The 18572-nt window shown below is 43.5% G+C and carries 19 protein-coding genes; 4 read left to right on the top strand and 15 right to left on the bottom strand.

Annotated features, from left to right (window positions below):
• Nucleotides 1–152: 152 nt before the first annotated feature.
• The 4 genes from RH061_RS01575 to RH061_RS01560 all read right to left on the bottom strand — a co-directional run bounded on the left by RH061_RS01575 (nt 153) and on the right by RH061_RS01560 (nt 4563).
• Nucleotides 153–1148: an ABC transporter substrate-binding protein gene (locus RH061_RS01575; protein ID WP_311073439.1), complete on the bottom strand. Its 996-nt coding sequence runs from the start codon at nt 1146–1148 to the stop codon at nt 153–155.
• 248 nt (nt 1149–1396) lie between these two features.
• On the bottom strand, nt 1397–3853 hold the full coding sequence (locus tag RH061_RS01570) for a heavy metal translocating P-type ATPase (protein WP_311073437.1): 2457 nt from the start codon (nt 3851–3853) through the stop codon (nt 1397–1399).
• 1 nt (nt 3854) lies between these two features.
• Nucleotides 3855–4085: a heavy-metal-associated domain-containing protein gene (locus tag RH061_RS01565; protein ID WP_311073436.1), complete on the bottom strand. Its 231-nt coding sequence runs from the start codon at nt 4083–4085 to the stop codon at nt 3855–3857.
• Between the two features lie 19 nt (nt 4086–4104).
• Complete coding sequence (locus tag RH061_RS01560) at nt 4105–4563, bottom strand: CopY/TcrY family copper transport repressor (protein WP_311073434.1); 459 nt, start codon at nt 4561–4563, stop codon at nt 4105–4107.
• A 757-nt stretch (nt 4564–5320) separates the two neighbouring features.
• On the opposite strand from RH061_RS01560, the gene RH061_RS01555 reads away from it, so the two are divergent.
• Entirely contained in the window at nt 5321–5845 is a 525-nt protein-coding gene (locus RH061_RS01555; RefSeq protein ID WP_311076229.1) for an ECF transporter S component, read from the top strand.
• A gap of 346 nt (nt 5846–6191) precedes the next feature.
• On the opposite strand, the gene RH061_RS01550 is transcribed toward RH061_RS01555, so the two are convergent.
• The 5 genes from RH061_RS01550 to RH061_RS01530 form a co-directional block, all read right to left on the bottom strand.
• A complete protein-coding gene (locus tag RH061_RS01550) occupies nt 6192–6896 on the bottom strand; it encodes a hypothetical protein (RefSeq protein ID WP_311073432.1) in 705 nt (234 codons plus the stop codon).
• A 235-nt stretch (nt 6897–7131) separates the two neighbouring features.
• Nucleotides 7132–7860 carry a VCBS repeat-containing protein gene (locus RH061_RS01545; RefSeq protein WP_311073430.1) on the bottom strand — a complete coding sequence of 243 codons (729 nt, stop codon included), beginning with the start codon at nt 7858–7860 and terminating at the stop codon, nt 7132–7134.
• A gap of 268 nt (nt 7861–8128) precedes the next feature.
• Complete coding sequence (gene groL, locus RH061_RS01540; protein ID WP_311073429.1) at nt 8129–9757, bottom strand: chaperonin GroEL; 1629 nt, start codon at nt 9755–9757, stop codon at nt 8129–8131.
• Nucleotides 9758–9934: 177 nt separating this feature from the next.
• Nucleotides 9935–10219 (bottom strand): co-chaperone GroES, encoded by a 285-nt coding sequence (gene groES / locus RH061_RS01535; RefSeq protein WP_041967795.1) that lies wholly within the window; start codon nt 10217–10219, stop codon nt 9935–9937.
• A gap of 183 nt (nt 10220–10402) precedes the next feature.
• Entirely contained in the window at nt 10403–10930 is a 528-nt protein-coding gene (locus tag RH061_RS01530; protein WP_311073428.1) for a GNAT family N-acetyltransferase, read from the bottom strand.
• A 233-nt stretch (nt 10931–11163) separates the two neighbouring features.
• On the opposite strand from RH061_RS01530, the gene RH061_RS01525 reads away from it, so the two are divergent.
• Together RH061_RS01525 and RH061_RS01520 are read left to right on the top strand one after the other, a co-directional pair.
• Entirely contained in the window at nt 11164–11895 is a 732-nt protein-coding gene (locus tag RH061_RS01525) for a CPBP family intramembrane glutamic endopeptidase (RefSeq protein WP_311073426.1), read from the top strand.
• Nucleotides 11896–11898: 3 nt separating this feature from the next.
• On the top strand, nt 11899–12099 hold the full coding sequence (locus RH061_RS01520) for a YdiK family protein (protein WP_311073424.1): 201 nt from the start codon (nt 11899–11901) through the stop codon (nt 12097–12099).
• Nucleotides 12100–12124: 25 nt separating this feature from the next.
• Here the strand turns inward: RH061_RS01520 and RH061_RS01515 are convergent, their stop codons facing one another.
• Nucleotides 12125–12790, bottom strand: coding sequence for a redox-sensing transcriptional repressor Rex (locus tag RH061_RS01515; RefSeq protein ID WP_311073423.1), 666 nt, complete (start codon nt 12788–12790; stop codon nt 12125–12127).
• A 27-nt stretch (nt 12791–12817) separates the two neighbouring features.
• Nucleotides 12818–13312, bottom strand: coding sequence for a cyclic pyranopterin monophosphate synthase MoaC (gene moaC / locus RH061_RS01510; protein ID WP_311073422.1), 495 nt, complete (start codon nt 13310–13312; stop codon nt 12818–12820).
• Between the two features lie 179 nt (nt 13313–13491).
• Here moaC and RH061_RS01505 point away from each other — a divergent pair, with 179 nt between their 5' ends.
• On the top strand, nt 13492–15420 hold the full coding sequence (locus RH061_RS01505; protein WP_311073421.1) for an ABC-F family ATP-binding cassette domain-containing protein: 1929 nt from the start codon (nt 13492–13494) through the stop codon (nt 15418–15420).
• A gap of 475 nt (nt 15421–15895) precedes the next feature.
• Here the strand turns inward: RH061_RS01505 and tsaD are convergent, their stop codons facing one another.
• From tsaD to tsaE, 4 genes are read right to left on the bottom strand one after another with little or no spacing between them, the layout of a single operon-like run.
• Entirely contained in the window at nt 15896–16915 is a 1020-nt protein-coding gene (tsaD, locus tag RH061_RS01500; protein WP_311073419.1) for a tRNA (adenosine(37)-N6)-threonylcarbamoyltransferase complex transferase subunit TsaD, read from the bottom strand.
• Nucleotides 16915–17364 (bottom strand): ribosomal protein S18-alanine N-acetyltransferase, encoded by a 450-nt coding sequence (rimI, locus tag RH061_RS01495; RefSeq protein ID WP_311073418.1) that lies wholly within the window; start codon nt 17362–17364, stop codon nt 16915–16917. Before rimI ends, tsaD begins: the two co-directional genes overlap by 1 nt.
• 13 nt (nt 17365–17377) lie before the next feature.
• Nucleotides 17378–18079, bottom strand: a complete 702-nt coding sequence (gene tsaB, locus RH061_RS01490; protein ID WP_311073417.1) for a tRNA (adenosine(37)-N6)-threonylcarbamoyltransferase complex dimerization subunit type 1 TsaB — start codon at nt 18077–18079, stop codon at nt 17378–17380.
• Nucleotides 18080–18532 (bottom strand): tRNA (adenosine(37)-N6)-threonylcarbamoyltransferase complex ATPase subunit type 1 TsaE, encoded by a 453-nt coding sequence (gene tsaE / locus RH061_RS01485; RefSeq protein WP_311073416.1) that lies wholly within the window; start codon nt 18530–18532, stop codon nt 18080–18082.
• Nucleotides 18533–18572 lie beyond the last annotated feature (40 nt).

The raw sequence follows: 18572 nt of genomic DNA, 5'->3' as shown, positions 1-18572 counted from the left end.
AACCATACCCCTCCTCCTTTTTTCACGCATCATTAAAAAATATTAAATTGCCTGTTTGATTAGAAGGGTACTTTGTTTCATTTTGATTGGGAAAATATTAATAACTGTCATCATGTAAAAGAAACCCGCCATTCTCTGGCAGGTTCCGCATATTATTCACCAACGATTTTGGCGTCCTTCAGCATATCCTCTGTGAGGGTGATTCCTTCTTCTTCAGCAGCCTTTTTGTTGACCACCAATTCCAGGTTCTCCGGATAGCCGACCGGAATGTCAGCAGGCTTTTTACCCTTGAGAATTTCCACTGCCATTTTACCAGTGGTGTAGCCAAGGTCATGATAATCCAGTCCGTAGGAAGCGAATGCCCCACGTTTTACCGAGTCGCCTTCACCAACGAACATTGGAATGTCTTTATCATTGGCTACAGTGATCACTGATTCGAGAGCGGCGACAACCGTGTTATCTTTTGGAATATAGAGGGCATCTACACGGCCAACCATGGATTCAGCTGCCTGCTTAACCTCTGAACTGGCCGAAATAGTCGTCTCAACTGCCTCAAGTCCCTCTGCTTCCAATGCCTCTTTTGCATTTTTCACATTGACGACAGAGTTCGGTTCTCCATTGTTATAAATGATCCCCACCTTCTTCACACCAGGGATGAATGTTTTGATGGCAGCGATTGTATTTTTGATGGCGTCAGGATGCGTATCGGTTGTACCCGTAGCATTTCCGCCAGGCTTCTCCATGGATTGAACCAGCTCAGCACCGACAGGATCGGTGATTGCCGTGAATAAAACAGGAATATCCTTTGTCGCCTGGACAGCCGCCTGGGCACTCGCTGTCGCAATCGCTAAAATAAGATCATTCTTATCAGACACAAACTTTTGCGCAATCGAAGCATTGTTATTCATGTCACCCTGGGCATTCTGGTAATCAATCTTCAAATTCTTGCCCTCTTCATAGCCTGCATCTTTCAATGCTTCAATAAATCCTTCCCTCGCAGCATCCAGTGAAGGATGCTCAACAATCTGGGTGATCCCAATAGTAACTGTTTTCTCTTTCTTTTCACCGCTTGCCTGGTTACTGCCGCCGCCACACGCGGCAAGCAGGAGCATCGCACCGCTTACTATGACTGCCAAACTCTTCTTCATCCTTCATCCTCCCCAAATTCACGAAAATCTCTATGTATCGTCTTGGTGAATGATAAGCCGGCTATCCTCCTTATTTTGTAGTTTTTCGTATTATTTTTAATATTCTGATATTAACACGTATACTTAGGTTTGGACAATATAAACTTTCAAGATGTTATCTATGGAAAAATAAAATATTTAGACCTTCCGGATAAACACCGACAACAATAAGGACCTATCCTCAAGGGAAAGGTCCTCATTTTTTTCAGTTATACTCTTGAAGGCTTGAAAGCTTTTAACCTTAATGCATTCAACAATACTGATACCGAACTTAGACTCATGGCCGCTCCGGCAATCATTGGATTCAGCAATGGTCCGCCGAACAGGTAAAGGATACCCATTGCAATTGGAATCCCTACGACGTTATAGGCAAATGCCCAGAAAAGGTTTTGTTTTACGTTACGGATGGTTGCTTTGCTTAATTCTATTGCAGTCGGTACATCCATCAAATCGCTTCTCATCAGGACGATATCGGCTGACTCCATCGCGACATCTGTTCCGGAGCCAATGGCAATCCCAATGTCAGCCTGTGCAAGGGCAGGCGCGTCATTGATGCCGTCTCCGACCATTGCAACCTTCTGACCCTCATCCTGTAGCTTCTTGACTTCATTTGCTTTGTCTTCTGGCAGGACTTCGCTCAAAACGCGGTCGATTCCGACTTGTCTGGCGATTGCTTCAGCTGTGCGTTTGTTGTCGCCGGTAATCATTGCGACTTCAATCCCCATTTTATGAAGCTTTTCAACAGCCTTGAGACTGGTTTCTTTTACCGTATCAGCTACTGCGATGATTCCGGCAATTTTACCATCCCTTGCGATATACATTGGTGTTTTGCCTTCGTTAGCCAGTTGGTCAGAGGTCTGTGCCAAATCGGCGAGTTCGATTTCACGGTCATCCATTAATTTGCGGTTTCCAAGCAACAAGTTTTGACCTTGAATCATTACCTCGATTCCGTGGCCGATAATTGCATTAAATCCTTCTGTTTTTGCCAGGCTGAGACCTTTCATCTGAGCATCCCTGACGATTGCTTCGCCCAGCGGATGTTCAGAACCCTTTTCAGCGGACGCTGCAAGGATGAGAAGTTCCTCTTCTGCGATGCCATTAACCGTGACAATATCAGTCACAACAGGCTTTCCTTCAGTGATCGTACCTGTTTTATCAAACACTATGGTATCAATCTTGTGGGCAGTTTCCAGTGCCCCGCCGCTCTTTATCAGCACGCCGTTCTCGGCCCCTTTACCCGTACCTACCATAATAGCTGTTGGGGTCGCCAGACCGAGCGCACATGGGCAGGCAATGACAAGTATCGAAATCGTGATCGTAAATGCGAAGAGACCTGTCTGCCCTCCGAAGTACCAGGCAAGACCCGTAAGAATTGCAAGTACGATGACGATTGGAACAAAAATCCCCGATATGATATCCGCCATTTTCGCGATCGGCGCCTTTGATCCTTGTGCATCTTCAACCAGCTTTATGATTTGGGAAAGAGCTGTATCCTTTCCGACCTTTGTTGCTTCATAACGGACTGTCCCGGTTTTATTGATGCTGGCACCGATTATGTTAGAGCCAACTGTTTTTTCGACCGGAATGCTTTCTCCTGTCAGCATCGCTTCATCTACAGAAGTCGATCCCTCGACGACGATCCCGTCTACAGGCATCTTTTCCCCTGGTTTTACGATAACGACATCGCCAACCTGGACTTCATCGACAGAGACTTCCACTTCTTTTCCATCTTTTAAAACAATAGCTGTCTTCGGTGCGAGACCCATCAACTTCTTGATTGCTTCAGACGTTTTACCTTTTGAAAGTGCTTCGAAGTATTTACCCAGCGTAATTAACGTTAAAATAACCGCCGCTGATTCATAGTATAGGTTGCTCGCGTAGCTTACATCGCCAAGGACAATCATGACTGTCGCGAACAGACTATAGAGAAATGCCGCGCTAGTACCCAATGCAACGAGTGAATCCATGTTAGGATGCCGCTTGATCAGTGTCTTGAAGCCAACTGTGAAAAAGGGCTTCCCTAGATACATCACTGGAATTGTCAGGATTAGCTGGACAATTGCAAATGCAGCCGGATTATGCATCGGGTCAATCATCTCTGGAAGCGGCAATCCGAGCATATGGCCCATTGATACAAGCAGCAATGGGATAGTAAACACGCCGGATATCCAGAAGCGTCTCCACATTTCCTTGATATGCAATTCCTTTTTCTCTCTGTCAGCATCAGCAGAATTCTCAGCGCCAATATCCTCCTGTGCTTCATAGCCGGCATCAGCAACTGCATTCTTGATGTCAGCCACCGTAACGGCGGCCGGATCGAATTGGATAACCATTTTTTCTGTTGCCATATTTACATTTGATTCCATGACTCCATCCAGTTTCCTTGTCGCTTTCTCAACCGACTGGACGCAAGATGAACAGGTCATCCCATTAATGATGAAGGTCTTTTTTACAACATCTGTGATTGCCTTGTAACCCGCACCCTCTACAGCATCCTGGATGTCTTTTATTGTCAGCGCATTTTCATCAAAATTGACCTTTAATTTTTCAGTCGCCAGGTTAACACTTGCTTCCTGCATGCCTGGCAGCTTTTTCGCAGCCTTTTCAACAGACTGCGCACATGATGCACAGGTCATGCCTTCAATCGTCAATGTTTTTTCAGTCATCCTATATCAGCCACCTTTTGGATGTGGATTTAGATTCATATCCAGCTTCACGGACCGCCTCATTCATCTTATCTATTGTTTGTTTCGAATTATCATATTTCACTTTTGCTGTACCCTTCTTTAAATCCACCTTGGCTACTTCTACGCCAGGGAGCGATTTCAAGGACTTTTCAACCTTTCCAACACAGTGTCCGCATGTCATACCATCTATCTTCAATACAATCTTCTCCATTCTTAAACACTCCTTTAATTTAATGGCAATCCATATCAAGATTTTCTTTGCAATGGCACTGACCCGGAACGCAATTGCAGACAATCAAATCTACTGCATTCTTTTTCTTTGACTGTAAAACTTCCTCAAGCATCGCAATATCGTCATGGCTCAGTGTCGCTTCTGCAATGAGGTCGGCGATTGTTTTTCCTACCGCCGTATTGCAGATGTGATTGAATAATCCAGCCTTCAGTGATTTAAGGCTTTCCCCCTCACTGACAGCCGCAGTGTATATAAATTTTTTTCCAGACGCCTCTGTGTTCAGGGCACCTTTTTTGACAAGGCGGCCAATGAAGGTTTTCGTAGTCGCAGGCTTCCAGTCTTTCTTATCCTGAAGCACATCGATGATCTCTTTGCTGGTCGCCTTCTTGCGCGTCCAAACAACCCTCATTACTTCCCATTCAGAATCAGTAATCTCTAACTTTTCTTCCTTTAGCATGGCCAGCACCTCTTTTGTTTACAATTGTAATCGATTTGTATTTATAGTTTACAACCGTAAACGATTATTGTCAACAGCTATAATCCCAAAATATTTTTGATATATTATAAAATGGATGATACCCATTGCAGTATTAGATAAACTGTTTAAATATTGACTTGTCTAATTTGCTGCTGTATCTCTTCGAACTTAAGAAAGAGCAATAAATTCCAGTAAGAAGCTTTTTTCTATAAGCGGAAAGGCAAAAGAGTTTACGAAACAATCTCAATAAAAAGGTCTCTCGCCAGTTGTGTAAACTGAGAAGAGACCGGTGTGGCTGATTAGCAATATATAGTGTAATTTCAACGCGGCACTTTCAAGACAGAACTTGGATCAAGCTTATCTTCTTTCTTCAACAACTTCCCCTTTTCCTTTTTCGGTTATTTCCAATGACCTCTGACCTAAAGTTTTTTAACATCGAGAATGACATGACGATAAATACAAAGGTCAAGGAAAATGGGCTGACTATGATGGATGTTTGCCTGGCACTCAGCCCGCCGGATAGCATTGAGACTATTTCCGATGCCGAGAGGAAATTGCGTTATCTTACCCAAATTCCCGCAATTATGCCGTCTGAAGAGGCACTAAATTCCCAAAATTCTGTTCTGGTACCTGATATTATGTATTTATTAAGTTACCAATAAGGAGTATGATAGTAAGTAAAAAGGCTGTTTCGAAGCATACGAAAAGAGTCCTGAACAAAGAAAGAGGTAAGCAAATGAATGCAGCATACTCAACAACTAAAGAAACAACTAAAACAAAAGTTTTAGTCATCAATGCTCTTTTTATTGCATTGACCGTTGTAGCAACCATGTTCATCAACATCAGGCTCCCAATTATGGGAAATGGAGGCCTGATCCATATGGGCAACATCCCTTTATTTATTGCCGCTTTCGTTTACGGCAGGAAAACAGGCGCGATAGCTGGAGCCTTCGGAATGGGCTTGTTCGACATCATCTCCGGATGGGCATTGTGGGCGCCATTCACTTTCGTTATCGTCGGTGCGATGGGCTATGTAGCTGGATTGATGGCTGAAAAAATGCCTGGCAAGAAAGTGTATGTGTACTCTCTTGCTGTTATCGCTGCACTTGTCATTAAAATCGTCGGCTACTATTTTACCGAAGTGGTCCTATACGGAAACTGGATCCAGCCATTCGGCTCAATCCCAGGAAACGTCATGCAGGTTGTCATTGCTGGTCTGATTGTCATCCCACTTGTGGGTCGCATGAAGAAGCTTTTATAATTGTGACATAAAAATCCCCTAAGGAGTTCGCTCTTCCATAGGGGATTTTATTATGTATTCATAGATAATATGGACTTCTTTTAGAGTAGATCATATTGTCGAATTTCCAAATCATAAATTGTAGATATTTCTCGGGAAATTGTTGAATTTTGAAGGTGGGGTGGTGCCTGACTTTTCTCTCCGGAGGCAGTTTGAAAGGATTTTGGATTGTGTATCGTCAGGCGATATACAATAAAACCTTCTAAAACGCGGCACGAACACCCTTAGCAGTGCTCGTATTCATATTCATACCGGCCAGCAAGATCACTCTAAATGCTTTAATAGCATACAAGGTCTTGCATGTACCTTATTTCCGGAATAACGCTGATAGCCATCCCCATTTTCTATTCTTGATTTCCTCTTCAAGACGTTTGTTAAAATCACTCTGGGAGTTCCACTCATTCTTTTGCTCTTCCCGCATTTTCTGAATCTCTTTTTGCAGGAGTTCACTTCTCTCTCTTTCTTGCTGCAGCAAGTCTTCGTATTGGGCATTTTGCTGTTCAAGTAATCTTTCAATTTTCGCATTTGTTCTTTGTGCTGAATTACCGATACTGGAACTAATCACATGATGATCCTGCTGAAGCTGGGCAACACTTGTCTTCATCTGCGCCATATCGTTTTTTAGCTGAATATTCATTTCACGCGCGGCTGCCAGTTCATTGACCACAAAAAGCAATGCCTCTTTTAATTGGTCTGGGTCCTGCGGTAAGTTATTCCTATATGTATCGTTGATTGCAACCTCTGTACTGCCCGACCCATCCAGCCTCTCCTTTTGCTCGGCAACAAGATCTTTTGCTGTATCGTCCAAAGGCTTGTCCGTATCGCGCAGCGCTATAAGCGCATTAATATCGGATTGGACAAAAATCCTCCGGTCGCCATCCTTTAAAAACTCATACCCATTACGTTCCAGGATTTGGCCGTACTTTCGAACTGTAGGGGTTGCAATCCCAACAGCTTCTGCCACTTCTTTTGTTGAGAATGCCTGTTCGTTCGGTTGTATATCGTGTCGCATATCGCACCTCCTATCTCCAATATGACGAGTTTCAACAATATTTGCAAGAGTCATATCGTCTATATTTCTTATTCTAGCAGAATTGGCGATATTCGACATATCGGTTTGAAAGCATTTTTCTGGAAAAATAGATTGCCCAGCATTGACTGAAGTGGATACTGGGCTTTTTCAAGCGATATACAGAAGGTTCAGAAGCTACCCCAATAAAATCTCCGATACTGGTTCCACCGCAGTTTTATTCAGCTTGAAAACCAAAAATAGCTAAATCCTGAAAATCAAATACGAACATGGAGCCATTCCATTTTAATCTATTCTGTATAAAGCCCAATGAATCTGCGTGGTATCTTCCTGCAATTTTCTGATAGACCAGTAGTTCATATATTTTGTTTGAATCAAAGTCGATTGGATATAAACCGCTTATCGGATCCACCCATCCGGTGACAGCTGACTTAAGCTTCCCGTTTGTATCGTATATCTCATTCAAATATTCTGGCTCTCTCAGGGTCAAATCTATAAGATATTTGGTATTATTTATGCTGCTGAACACTTCAACCTTGTAGTCATTTTTATAGGTAACTTCATATTGGTACATCTGGTTATAGACATCCGAGTCGAATAACAAGCGCAGATTGTTATGAACGAATGTATAAACATAATTGTAAGTTGTCCCCCCACTTCCCCCTGTTGGTATCGTAATCAAGATATCCCTTACTCCATCTCCGGTAAGATCACCCAGAAACAAAGTCGGATTATAACCCATATTTTCATTAAGAGGAACCTGTGTGAGGATTCCTGTCACTCCGTCCTGGATGACAAGCGTCAAGTTTTTAATGATCGCAACATCAGATTCTTTGGTGCCAGTAACATACACTCTGTCTGGGATCTTGTCACCATTCACATCTCCCCTTGCAAAAGCTACGACAGTTGTACTCCTGGCATTTGGATTATAATAATAATTTTGCATAACCTGCTCCCTTTATTGATTTGGTTTTATGCAATACCATATTCGAAAAATTATACGTTGGTACATTTATCAGCTTATACAAGCATAATCGAATTTTAGGGATTGCTTAGGCAGGCACCTAATCCTTCTTTGAATATAATCTGTAATGGGAGGAGTGTCAGCTATGCCATGGTTGCAATAAGCACAACAAAAAAGAAGCTCCCCGTAAGTAACTTACGGGAAGCTTCCCTTTGCTTTCACCTTTGATCGAAAAAGGGTTAAGCGTGGATTACATCATTCCGCCCATGCCGCCCATGCCGCTCATGTCAGGCATGCCAGCACCAGCTGGTTCTGGGATGTCAGCAACTACTGCTTCAGTAGTCAGGAACATTGCAGATACGGATGCTGCGTTTTGAAGTGCAGAGCGTGTAACCTTAGTTGGGTCAACGATACCAGCTTCGATCATGTTTACCCACTCGCCAGTTGCTGCGTTGAAGCCTGTGCCGACTTCTTCGCGCTTCAGCCGCTCAACGATAACTGATCCTTCAAGGCCAGCGTTGTGTGCGATTTGGCGAACTGGTTCTTCCATAGCGCGAAGGACGATGTTTACGCCAGTAGCTTCGTCGCCTTCAGCTTGGATTCCAGCAACTTTGTTGTATACGTTAAGAAGCGCTACGCCACCGCCTGATACGATACCTTCTTCAACTGCAGCGCGAGTTGAGTTAAGGGCATCTTCAATGCGAAGCTTGCGTTCTTTCAATTCAGTTTCAGTAGCAGCACCAACCTTGATGACTGCAACGCCGCCAGCTAGCTTAGCAAGACGCTCTTGCAGCTTTTCACGGTCGAATTCAGAAGTTGTTTCCTCCATTTGAACGCGAATCTGGTTTACGCGGCTTTCAATTGCAGCGCTGTCTCCAGCACCTTCAACGATTGTTGTGTTTTCTTTAGTAACCACAACTTTAGAAGCGCGTCCAAGAGATGTGATTGTAGCAGACTTAAGGTCGCGTCCAAGCTCTTCAGTGATTACTTCACCGCCAGTCAATGCAGCGATGTCTTCAAGCATAGCCTTACGGCGGTCACCGAAGCCAGGAGCCTTGACAGCTACTGCGTTGAATGTTCCGCGAAGCTTGTTGACTACCAATGTAGCAAGTGCTTCACCTTCAACATCTTCAGCAACAAGCAATAATGGCTTGCCTTGCTGTACAACCTGCTCAAGGACTGGAAGGATTTCCTGGATGCTGCCAATCTTCTTGTCAGTGATCAGGATATATGGATTTTCAAGAACTGCTTCCATCTTATCAGAATCAGTTACCATGTAAGGAGATGCATATCCACGGTCGAACTGCATACCTTCAACAACATCCAATTCTGTAGTGAAGCCTTTAGATTCTTCGATTGTGATAACGCCGTCGTTGCCCACGCGCTCCATTGCTTCAGCAATCAATTGGCCGACTTCTTCGTCAGCAGAAGAGATTGCCGCAACTTGTGCGATAGAAGCTTTGCCTTCGATTGGCTTAGAGATAGCCTTAAGCTCTTCAACAGCTGTAATAACAGCCTTTTCCATACCTTTGCGGATGCCCATTGGGTTAGCGCCGGCAGTTACGTTCTTAAGACCTTCACGGATCATTGCTTGAGCAAGAACTGTTGCAGTAGTCGTACCGTCACCAGCAACGTCGTTCGTCTTGCTTGCTACTTCAGCAACAAGCTTAGCACCCATGTTTTCGAATGCATCTTCAAGTTCGATTTCTTTTGCGATTGTTACACCATCGTTAGTGATAAGAGGTGAACCGAATTTCTTCTCTAGAACCACGTTGCGTCCTTTTGGTCCAAGAGTTACTTTTACTGCATTTGCAAGAGAATCTACCCCGCGAAGCATCGCGCGGCGTGCTTCTTCACTGAACTTAATTTCTTTTGCCATTGTAGAAAAACCTCCTCAGAATTTTAATTTATATGTTATCCCACTACACTTTGATTAGTGTCTAGCTCCAGCGCCTAGTCCCTCGAGTCGCTTCGGTCCTGCCAATGAAATCAAAGAACGACTTCACTGTCAGGCCCTCCAGCGCTTGTCGGGCCTGACCAAGGCGCTTCCGCTTTTCTATTCAACCACAGCTAGAATGTCGTTTTCACGTAGGATCAGGTACTCAGTTCCCTGGTACTTCACTTCTGTGCCTGCGTATTTTGAGAAGATAATGCGGTTTCCGACTTCAACTTCAAGAGCAACACGCTCGCCGTTTTCAAGTACACGGCCAGTTCCAACAGCTACGACTTTACCTTCTTGAGGTTTTTCTTTCGCTGTGTCGGGTAAGACGATACCGCTTGCAGTTTTTTCTTCAGACTCAACAAGCTCGATAATAATGCGATCTCCTAGTGGCTTGATCAAGTGAAACAACCTCCTCAAATTGTATGTAAATTATTTTTATTAGCACTCGCCTCGATAGAGTGCTAACACAATTTATATAATAATGAATCTCTATTTTTTTTGCAAGCGTGAAGCAAGATTTTTTCTCAAAAATTTATCATTCCCATGCCTTTGTCGAATGGTGAAGATTCTCGGCAGACGGGTTTAACATTCTATTTGAAACAGGACATGCCTCTTCAAAGGACTGCCTTCATCCACTTTAGGATGTTGAAAAGTTTTAACAGGCTTCATGCCGATTTTTTTCATGACGTTTATTGAAGGTCTATTGATCTCAGCTGTGAAACTGACGACCTTGCTAAAGCCCAAGTCAGCGAATCCATGCTCCAGACAGGCCATGGCCCCTTCCGTTGCATATCCTTGTCCCCAAGCCTCTTTCTTAAGCCTCCAGCCAATTTCGATACACGGGGTGAAATCCGCTTCGAATGTTGCCCTGTGAAATCCTATAAACCCTATAAATTCTTTCGCCCCCATGACTTCAACAGCATAAAGCCCATAGCCGCAAGTCTGTAACTCGGAGATGATGTTATGAGAAAATTGATGCGTTTCTTCTTCTGATAAAGTATTGGCAAAATACTTCATGACCTCTTGATCCGCATTCATTTTTGCAAAGTGCTCAAGATCTTCCGCTGACCAGTCACGCAATATCAGCCTTGCCGTTTCTAAATAGATCATTTTGCCTCCGACCCTTTTCAAAAAAAATTATGTGCTATTCCAATATGATTAAAACCTCGTCCACCTGTTTTTTCTCCTGACCCTACAATTTGAACTTTTCAATCGTTTATTAGTAGAATAAAGACAGTGTCTATCCAAACCAAAGCTGTCCTCGTATTTTATTTTACAGGTCGGCTTATTATTACGTAAAATTTCAGGACATACATTATCTGTATTGATAAGGAGTTTTTCTATTGAAAAAGGAATACTGGTACATCATTATCGCCTATATCGTCATGCAGCTTTCAAGCCTGATCGGCATCCCGATTGTTGCCTTCACCGGTGCTGCAATGGGCAAGAGCCTTGAGGAAATGGAAACCCTCTCGATTCCATACTGGCTTGTGATCAGCTTTTCACTGACACTAGTCATCGTGCTTGTGCTTTTGAGGAAAGAGCGCAGGACAAGTGCTGACTTACGCGATGCTTCCTCACCGGCAAGCTCAGCTGCCTGGGCATTTGCAGGCGTATTCCTGGCTCTGATCGCCCAATCAATCGCCGCCAATATCGAAAATATGCTTGGCATCGAAATGGGCTCTGAGAATACACAGGAAATCATTAAGCTGATTGAAATGTTCCCGGTTGTTATTTTGGTCAGTTCGATTATCGGACCTATATTAGAGGAAATCGTCTTCCGTAAGATCATTTTCGGCAGCCTGCATAAAAAAATGAACTTCTTTTTCGCTGGACTGATCAGCTCTGTCATTTTTGCACTCGCGCATATGGAGCCCGAGCATGTGATTCTATACTCAGCAATGGGATTCACCTTTGCTTTCCTTTATGTAAAAACAAAGCGGATCATCGTGCCAATCATCGCCCATGTTACAATGAATACAATGGTTGTCCTGCTTCAATCCGTATTTAGGGAAGACATTGAGAGAATGATAAAAGAAGCAGAGAAAATTCAAAGTTTTATTGGGGGATTTTAAGTTATGAAACAATCGCCTTTATTTTCAGGCATTGTCTACATCTTGTTAGGCAGCTTATTCACCTATTTCGCCATCCAGAATGTAAACGAGTCAGGGTGGGGATTCTTCAGCTATTTGCTAGTGGCTCTTGCTACGTTCGACTTCGGCTCTGGCATCAGGATGATCCTATTCCATTTCAAATTGAAGAATGTACAGAAAAAGTAGCTCCTTCCTCTGAAGGAGCTACCTTTTATTCTACCGATTCTGTCGGTTCAGTATCTGTCGGATAATGCTTTAAGAAATATATCAATGATTGCAATTCAACCGCCAAATCAATATGATGGATCCTGATGGATGACGGCACATTCAGCCTTGCCGGTGTGAAGTTCAGGATTCCCTTGATATTTGCCTGTACCAATCGGTCTGTTATCGGCTGTGCGACAGCAGACGGAACCGTCAGGATTGCTACCTGGATGCCTTCCTCTACAACAACCTTGTCGAGGTCATCCATATGGTACACTGCTACGTCACCAATCTTCGTGCCAACTTTTCCTGGATCTACGTCAAAGGCAATTTCGATTTTTGTATTATTGTTCTTTGAAAAATTATAATTCAGAAACGCTGTTCCCAGATTACCGACTCCGATCAAGGCAACCTTCGTCAATTCATCCTGATCAAGTGTCTTTCGGAAAAAGGTCAGCAGGTAATTGACATTGTAACCATACCCCTTTTTACCCAAAGCTCCAAAGTAGGAAAAATCCCTGCGGATTGTCGCTGAATCCACTTTTACCGCTTCACTTAATTCCGCTGATGATACCCTTTGCTTGCCTGAAGAATGCAAGTTCAATAAGAACCGGTAATACAGCGGCAAACGTTTTGCGGTTGCCTGCGGAATCTTCATAGCATCATTCGTCATTCTCCATCCTCCACCCTGTCCGTATTTCTATCTCAACTTTTCTTCTCTCTTGAAATCACCGTTTTTACCGCCGGTTTTTTCGACCAGATAGGTCTTGCCGATTACCATGCCCTTATCAACGGCCTTGCACATATCATATACAGTCAGCGCACATGCTGAAGCTGCTGTTAACGCTTCCATTTCCACACCTGTATTTCCTTTTGTTTTTACAGCTGCGGCGATATTTAAAATATATTCAATTCCATTTTGCTCCCAATCGAATGAAAGGTCAATCCCTGTCAGTGGAATCGGGTGGCACATCGGGATGATTTCAGACGTCTTTTTCGCCGCCATGATGCCTGCTACCTGCGCGACAGCCAGTACATCCCCTTTTTTCATTTTATTTTCAGTGATTCTCACATATATATCTTCATTCACGGTTATGCTTGAATGGGCCACTGCAGTACGGACCGTCTCGGGTTTTTCACTGACATCGACCATCTTCGCTCTGCCCTCTTCGTTAAAATGAGTAAACTCTGCCATATGTAAGCTCCTTTCTATCAAATGATACACTATTTTGTCAAACTTGTGTGTGAACTTTGTTTCAGTGTTCACAATACAAAGCGAAATTTCAATACCATATAACCTATAGCAGTTCGCACATATTGCCGTCCCTATATTATTGAGTTACACTATCTCTAAGGCAATAGAGGTGAAAAATAATGATTTTATTACAGGTTAATCAGCTATCAAAATATTTTGCTGCTGATCTTATTTTATCGAATATAAAGTTTGAAATACAGACCAACGACCGTGTTGCACTAGTTGGAAGGAACGGAGCAGGAAAATCAACCCTGCTGAAGATCATTGCCGGGTATGAATCCCATGATGGCGGTGAAATCATCCGTCCTAAAGGGACAATGATCGGCTATCTTGCCCAGAATACCGGGCTGGAATCCGAAAAGAGCATCTGGGATGAAATGCTGGCCGTTTTTGACCATCTGCACAGCATGGAAAAAGACTTGCGCAGATTGGAAGAAAAGATGTCGGATCCTGACATTCTCTCCAACCAGACAGAATACGACAGGGTACTGAAGGATTATGACTTGCTGCAGGTTCAGTTCAAGGAAAAAGGCGGCTACCAATATGAAGCCGATATTCGTTCCGTCCTTCACGGCCTGAACTTCCATTCTTTTGATTATTCCACAAAAATCTCCACTTTAAGCGGAGGACAAAAAACCAGGCTCGCATTGGCGAAACTATTATTGACCAGACCAGATATTTTGATTCTGGATGAACCGACCAACCACCTGGACATTGATACACTATCCTGGCTTGAGCAGTATTTGCAGGGCTATAACGGGGCAATCCTGATTGTATCCCACGACCGCTACTTCCTTGATAAGGTCGTGAACCAGGTTTATGAAATTTCCCGCCATCAGCTGACGAAGTTTCCAGGTAATTACAGCTCGTATTTAGAGCAGAAAGCTGCGAATTACGAACGCGACCTGAAACTGTATGAGAAACAGCAGGATGAGATTTCCAAGCTCCAGGATTTTATCCAGCGGAACCTGGCCAGGGCATCCACAACCAAGCGTGCCCAGAGCCGTCGGAAGCAGCTTGAAAAAATCGACCGTATGGACAGGCCTATGGGTGATGAAAAATCTGCCTCGTTCAGTTTCCAAATCGAACGACAGAGTGGCAATGATGTCATGAAAGTTGATGCTCTTTCTGTCGGCTACCACAATGACATCGTATCTGAAAATATCACTTTCAATCTTTCACGTGGAGACAGCACGGCACTGGTTGGGCCGAATGGCGTTGGAAAATCAACTTTATTAAAAACAATCGTGGAGAAACTGCCTTCGATCAGCGGTAATATCCAATACGGTTCCAATGTCTCGATTGGCTACTATGATCAGGAACAGGCAGAACTTAGCTCGAATAAAAAAGTTTTGAACGAACTCTGGGATGAATACCCATTGAAGTCCGAAAAGGATATCCGCACCGTACTGGGGAACTTCCTATTTTCAGGTGATGATGTCCTGAAGATCGTCTCCACCCTGAGCGGTGGCGAAAAAGCACGTTTAGCACTGGCTAAGCTGATGCTGCAGAACTCGAACTTTTTAATTCTGGACGAGCCAACAAACCATCTTGATTTGGACAGCAAGGAAGTTCTTGAAAATGCACTGATCGATTATCCAGGCACCATCCTGTTCGTCTCACATGACCGTTACTTTATCAACAGGATAGCCACAAAGGTTCTTGAACTGGACCGTGGCGGTGCTACCGAATACCTCGGAGATTACGATTACTATGTCGAGAAAAAGCTGGAGCAGGAAGAGCTGAGAGCCATGGCCGAACAGGCCGCCAAAGCATCGGGAAGTGCTGTGGACAACTCAAAGCAGGACAAGACCTCCTACCAGCAGGACAAAGAAGCGAAAAAACTCGAACGCCAGCGCAAACGCCGCATGGAAGAAGTTGAAGCTAGAATTGAACAGCTAGAGTTGGAAGTCGCAGAATATGAAGAATTGCTTTGTGACCCCGAAATCTTCCAGGATCACGAAAAAGCTGGAGAAATCAATAGCAAAATAGAAGCCGCAAAAGAGATACTCGATGAATTGATGGAAGAGTGGACAGAGCTGGCTTAATAAGTGAAATACCGGACATGAATGTGTCCGGTATTTGTTTTTGTGGTATTGATAAAAACCCGAGAGAATTTCCAATCCGTATTAAAAAATGAGATTTTCGCTATATTATCGAGATTTTCGCTATAAAGAATTAATTTGCGCTATATTATCTGATTTGTACTATAAAAAGGTTCCTCTACCCAAGATGATCGCTTAAGCATTCCATCTTAGATAATTCTCATATGACATAAACAGCATTTTTTCGACTATTTTCTATTACAAAACGCCAATAAACCACAAAAAAGCCCCGATTTAAAAACCGGGACTTTTTGTTCACATAGTTATTCACATAGTAAAGACTGATTTATAGCTTATCCAGAGAGTTTTCCACATTATCCACAAAAACTAATGATTTTATCCACATTGTACACAGATTCAGCTGAAAAACACCAACATATCCACAGAAGAGTCTGACAACAATTATTCACTTGCGACTTTAGTTGTGGATAGTTATCTCCAGACCTGGATTTCCATTCAAAGTTAAATCGGCTCGCTGGCCTTTTTCATACATAACACTTCCAGCAGCAGCAATCATTGCAGCATTATCTGTGCATAAAGGCAATGGAGGAATAACAATTTCCACATCCGAATCTGTAAATTCTGTGGATAGTTTTTCTCTCAATCCCTTATTCGCTGCAACTCCTCCAGCAAGAAGAACCTGTTTTACTCCATACTCCTTAACAGCTCTTTGTGTTTTAGTTACAAGTACATCGATCACACTTTCCTGGAAGCTAGCTGCAAGGTCTTCAGGCGCGATTTCCTCGCCTCGCTGCTGTGCGTTATGCACCACGTTGATTACAGCCGACTTCAAACCGCTGAAGCTGAAATCGTAGGAACCTTCCTCCAGCCATGCACGTGGCAGGTCGATCGTTGCCTTTCCTTCATGGGCAAGCCTGTCTATATGCGGACCGCCCGGATATGGAAGATGCAATGTTCTTGCTACCTTGTCATACGCTTCCCCTGCTGCATCATCTCTTGTCTCGCCAATTACCTCGAAATGACCGTGTTCTTTCATATATACGAGCTCAGTATGGCCGCCGGATACCACCAGTGAAAGCAGTGGGAAGTTCATTTCAGTCACAAGTCGGTTCGCATAGATATGGCCTGCAATATGATGGACGCCAACTAGTGGTATTCCATTTGCAAACGCTAATGCTTTGGCAGCATTAACGCCAATCAATAAAGCGCCTACCAGGCCCGGTCCTTCTGTAACTGCAATCGCATCCAGGTCCTTTACATCAACCTTTGCCTGGGCTAATGCTTCCTCTAAAACAAGAGTGATCTGTTCAACATGATGCCTTGAAGCAATCTCAGGTACAACGCCGCCAAAACGCTTATGGCTCTCAATCTGAGAAGCGACGACATTCGCAAGAATTTCCCGTCCATTTTTTACAATCGCAACAGCCGTTTCATCACAGCTCGTCTCTATTCCCATTATCAATTGGTCTTTTGTCATTATAAATTCACCCACATTACTAAAGCGTCTTCCATATTGTCTGTATAATATTGTTTCCTAATAGCCCCTTCTTCGAAACCAAACTTACGATACAGATTTTGAGCCCTAACATTGCTGACCCTGACTTCGAGAGTCATCCTCACTGCACCCATTTCGCGAGCAAGCTCCATTACCTTAGCCATAAGAGCCTCGCCCAGCCTCATTCCCCTGTATTCCGGGAGCAATGCTATATTTGTGATGTGTGCTTCATCAATGATAATCCACACTCCACAATAGCCAACTACCTTTTGATCCACTTCCACAATCAAATACTGGGCAAACTGATTTTTCGTCAACTCATTGAAAAAAGCTTCCCTGCTCCATGGTATGGTAAAGGAATTAACCTCTACCTCCATCACTTCATCAAGATCATCAACCGTCATATGCCGGAACGTTATCGTTTTATTCATCTTCTCTTCCCACTTAATTTTTAGTCTCTTGCGTTTTCAGCCAATTCGCCTCTGCTTCCGCCAGGCGGATATAATTAGGAACGAATGTATGAAGGTCAACAGCCTCTTTATCCCGTCCTAATAAGGCAAGCTCTGCCGGTCTAGGGTTCAACTCCGTAATCTCTGCAAAAACTGCCTTATCACCAAGCTCCTCTTTAATGACCTCATCATGGAGTTTCAAATCATTGCTCGAGAACAAAATCCTGCTGTCCAATTCATTCAATTGTGTTACCCAATCTGCTGACATGACAAGCCGATCATTTTTCACTGACTGCAATACTTGATTTTCAAACTTATATAACCCTGTATATATCTGTCCTCTCCTTGCATCAAAGAAAGGAGAAACATACCCGTCAAAATACCGGCCAGCGGATGCTGCTGCCACTTCAAGGCTTGAGACACCGGATAACGGGATCTTCAAGCTCCAGGCCATAGTTTTAGCAATGGTCACTCCAATCCGTACACCCGTGTAAGAACCAGGTCCCTCGGCAACAACAATCTTTGCTAATTCTGCCGGCTTAATATTACACTCTTCCATTAATGTCTGGATCGCTGGCATGACCCTAACCGAATGATTCTTCTTTATATTGGAGATATATTCTCCCATAACGGTCTCACCATCAAGCAAACCAATCCCAAGGACATAATTGGACGTATCAATCGATAATACCTTCATTTAAAAAATCTCCTTACACAATTCTTCATATCGATTGCCCTTTGGCTCAGCAACGATTCTTCTTGCACCATTTTCATCAAGATATAATTGAAGAAGCAATAGCTCTTCAGGCAGCTGGGCTTCAATCAAATGAGCCCATTCCACAACCGTCACACCATTACCTTCAAAGTATTCTTCAAAACCAAGATCTTCAAACGCATCTTCAACTCGATAAACATCCATATGATAGAGGGGTAGCCGTCCCTGGTATTCCTTGATGATCGTAAATGTCGGACTGTTCACATTCCTCGTGATTCCCAATCCTTCAGCAAGGCCCTTTGTAAAAGTCGTCTTTCCTGCACCTAAATCCCCTTCAAGCGCAATGACATCTCCCGCTTCAAGAAGACCTGCCAGCCTCTTGGCAAAATCCTTTGTGTCTTCCGGCTGCTTTGAAATGTATTGATATGTCGCCATATATATCACCTAACTAATAATCAGATTTATAATGATTAGC

It is taken from the genome of Mesobacillus jeotgali (genome assembly GCF_031759225.1).
In the GTDB taxonomy this organism is placed as follows: domain Bacteria; phylum Bacillota; class Bacilli; order Bacillales; family Cytobacillaceae; genus Mesobacillus; species Mesobacillus jeotgali_B.
The sequence above is the reverse complement of the archived record's forward strand: the minus strand, read 5'-3'. Positions and strand labels throughout refer to the sequence as shown.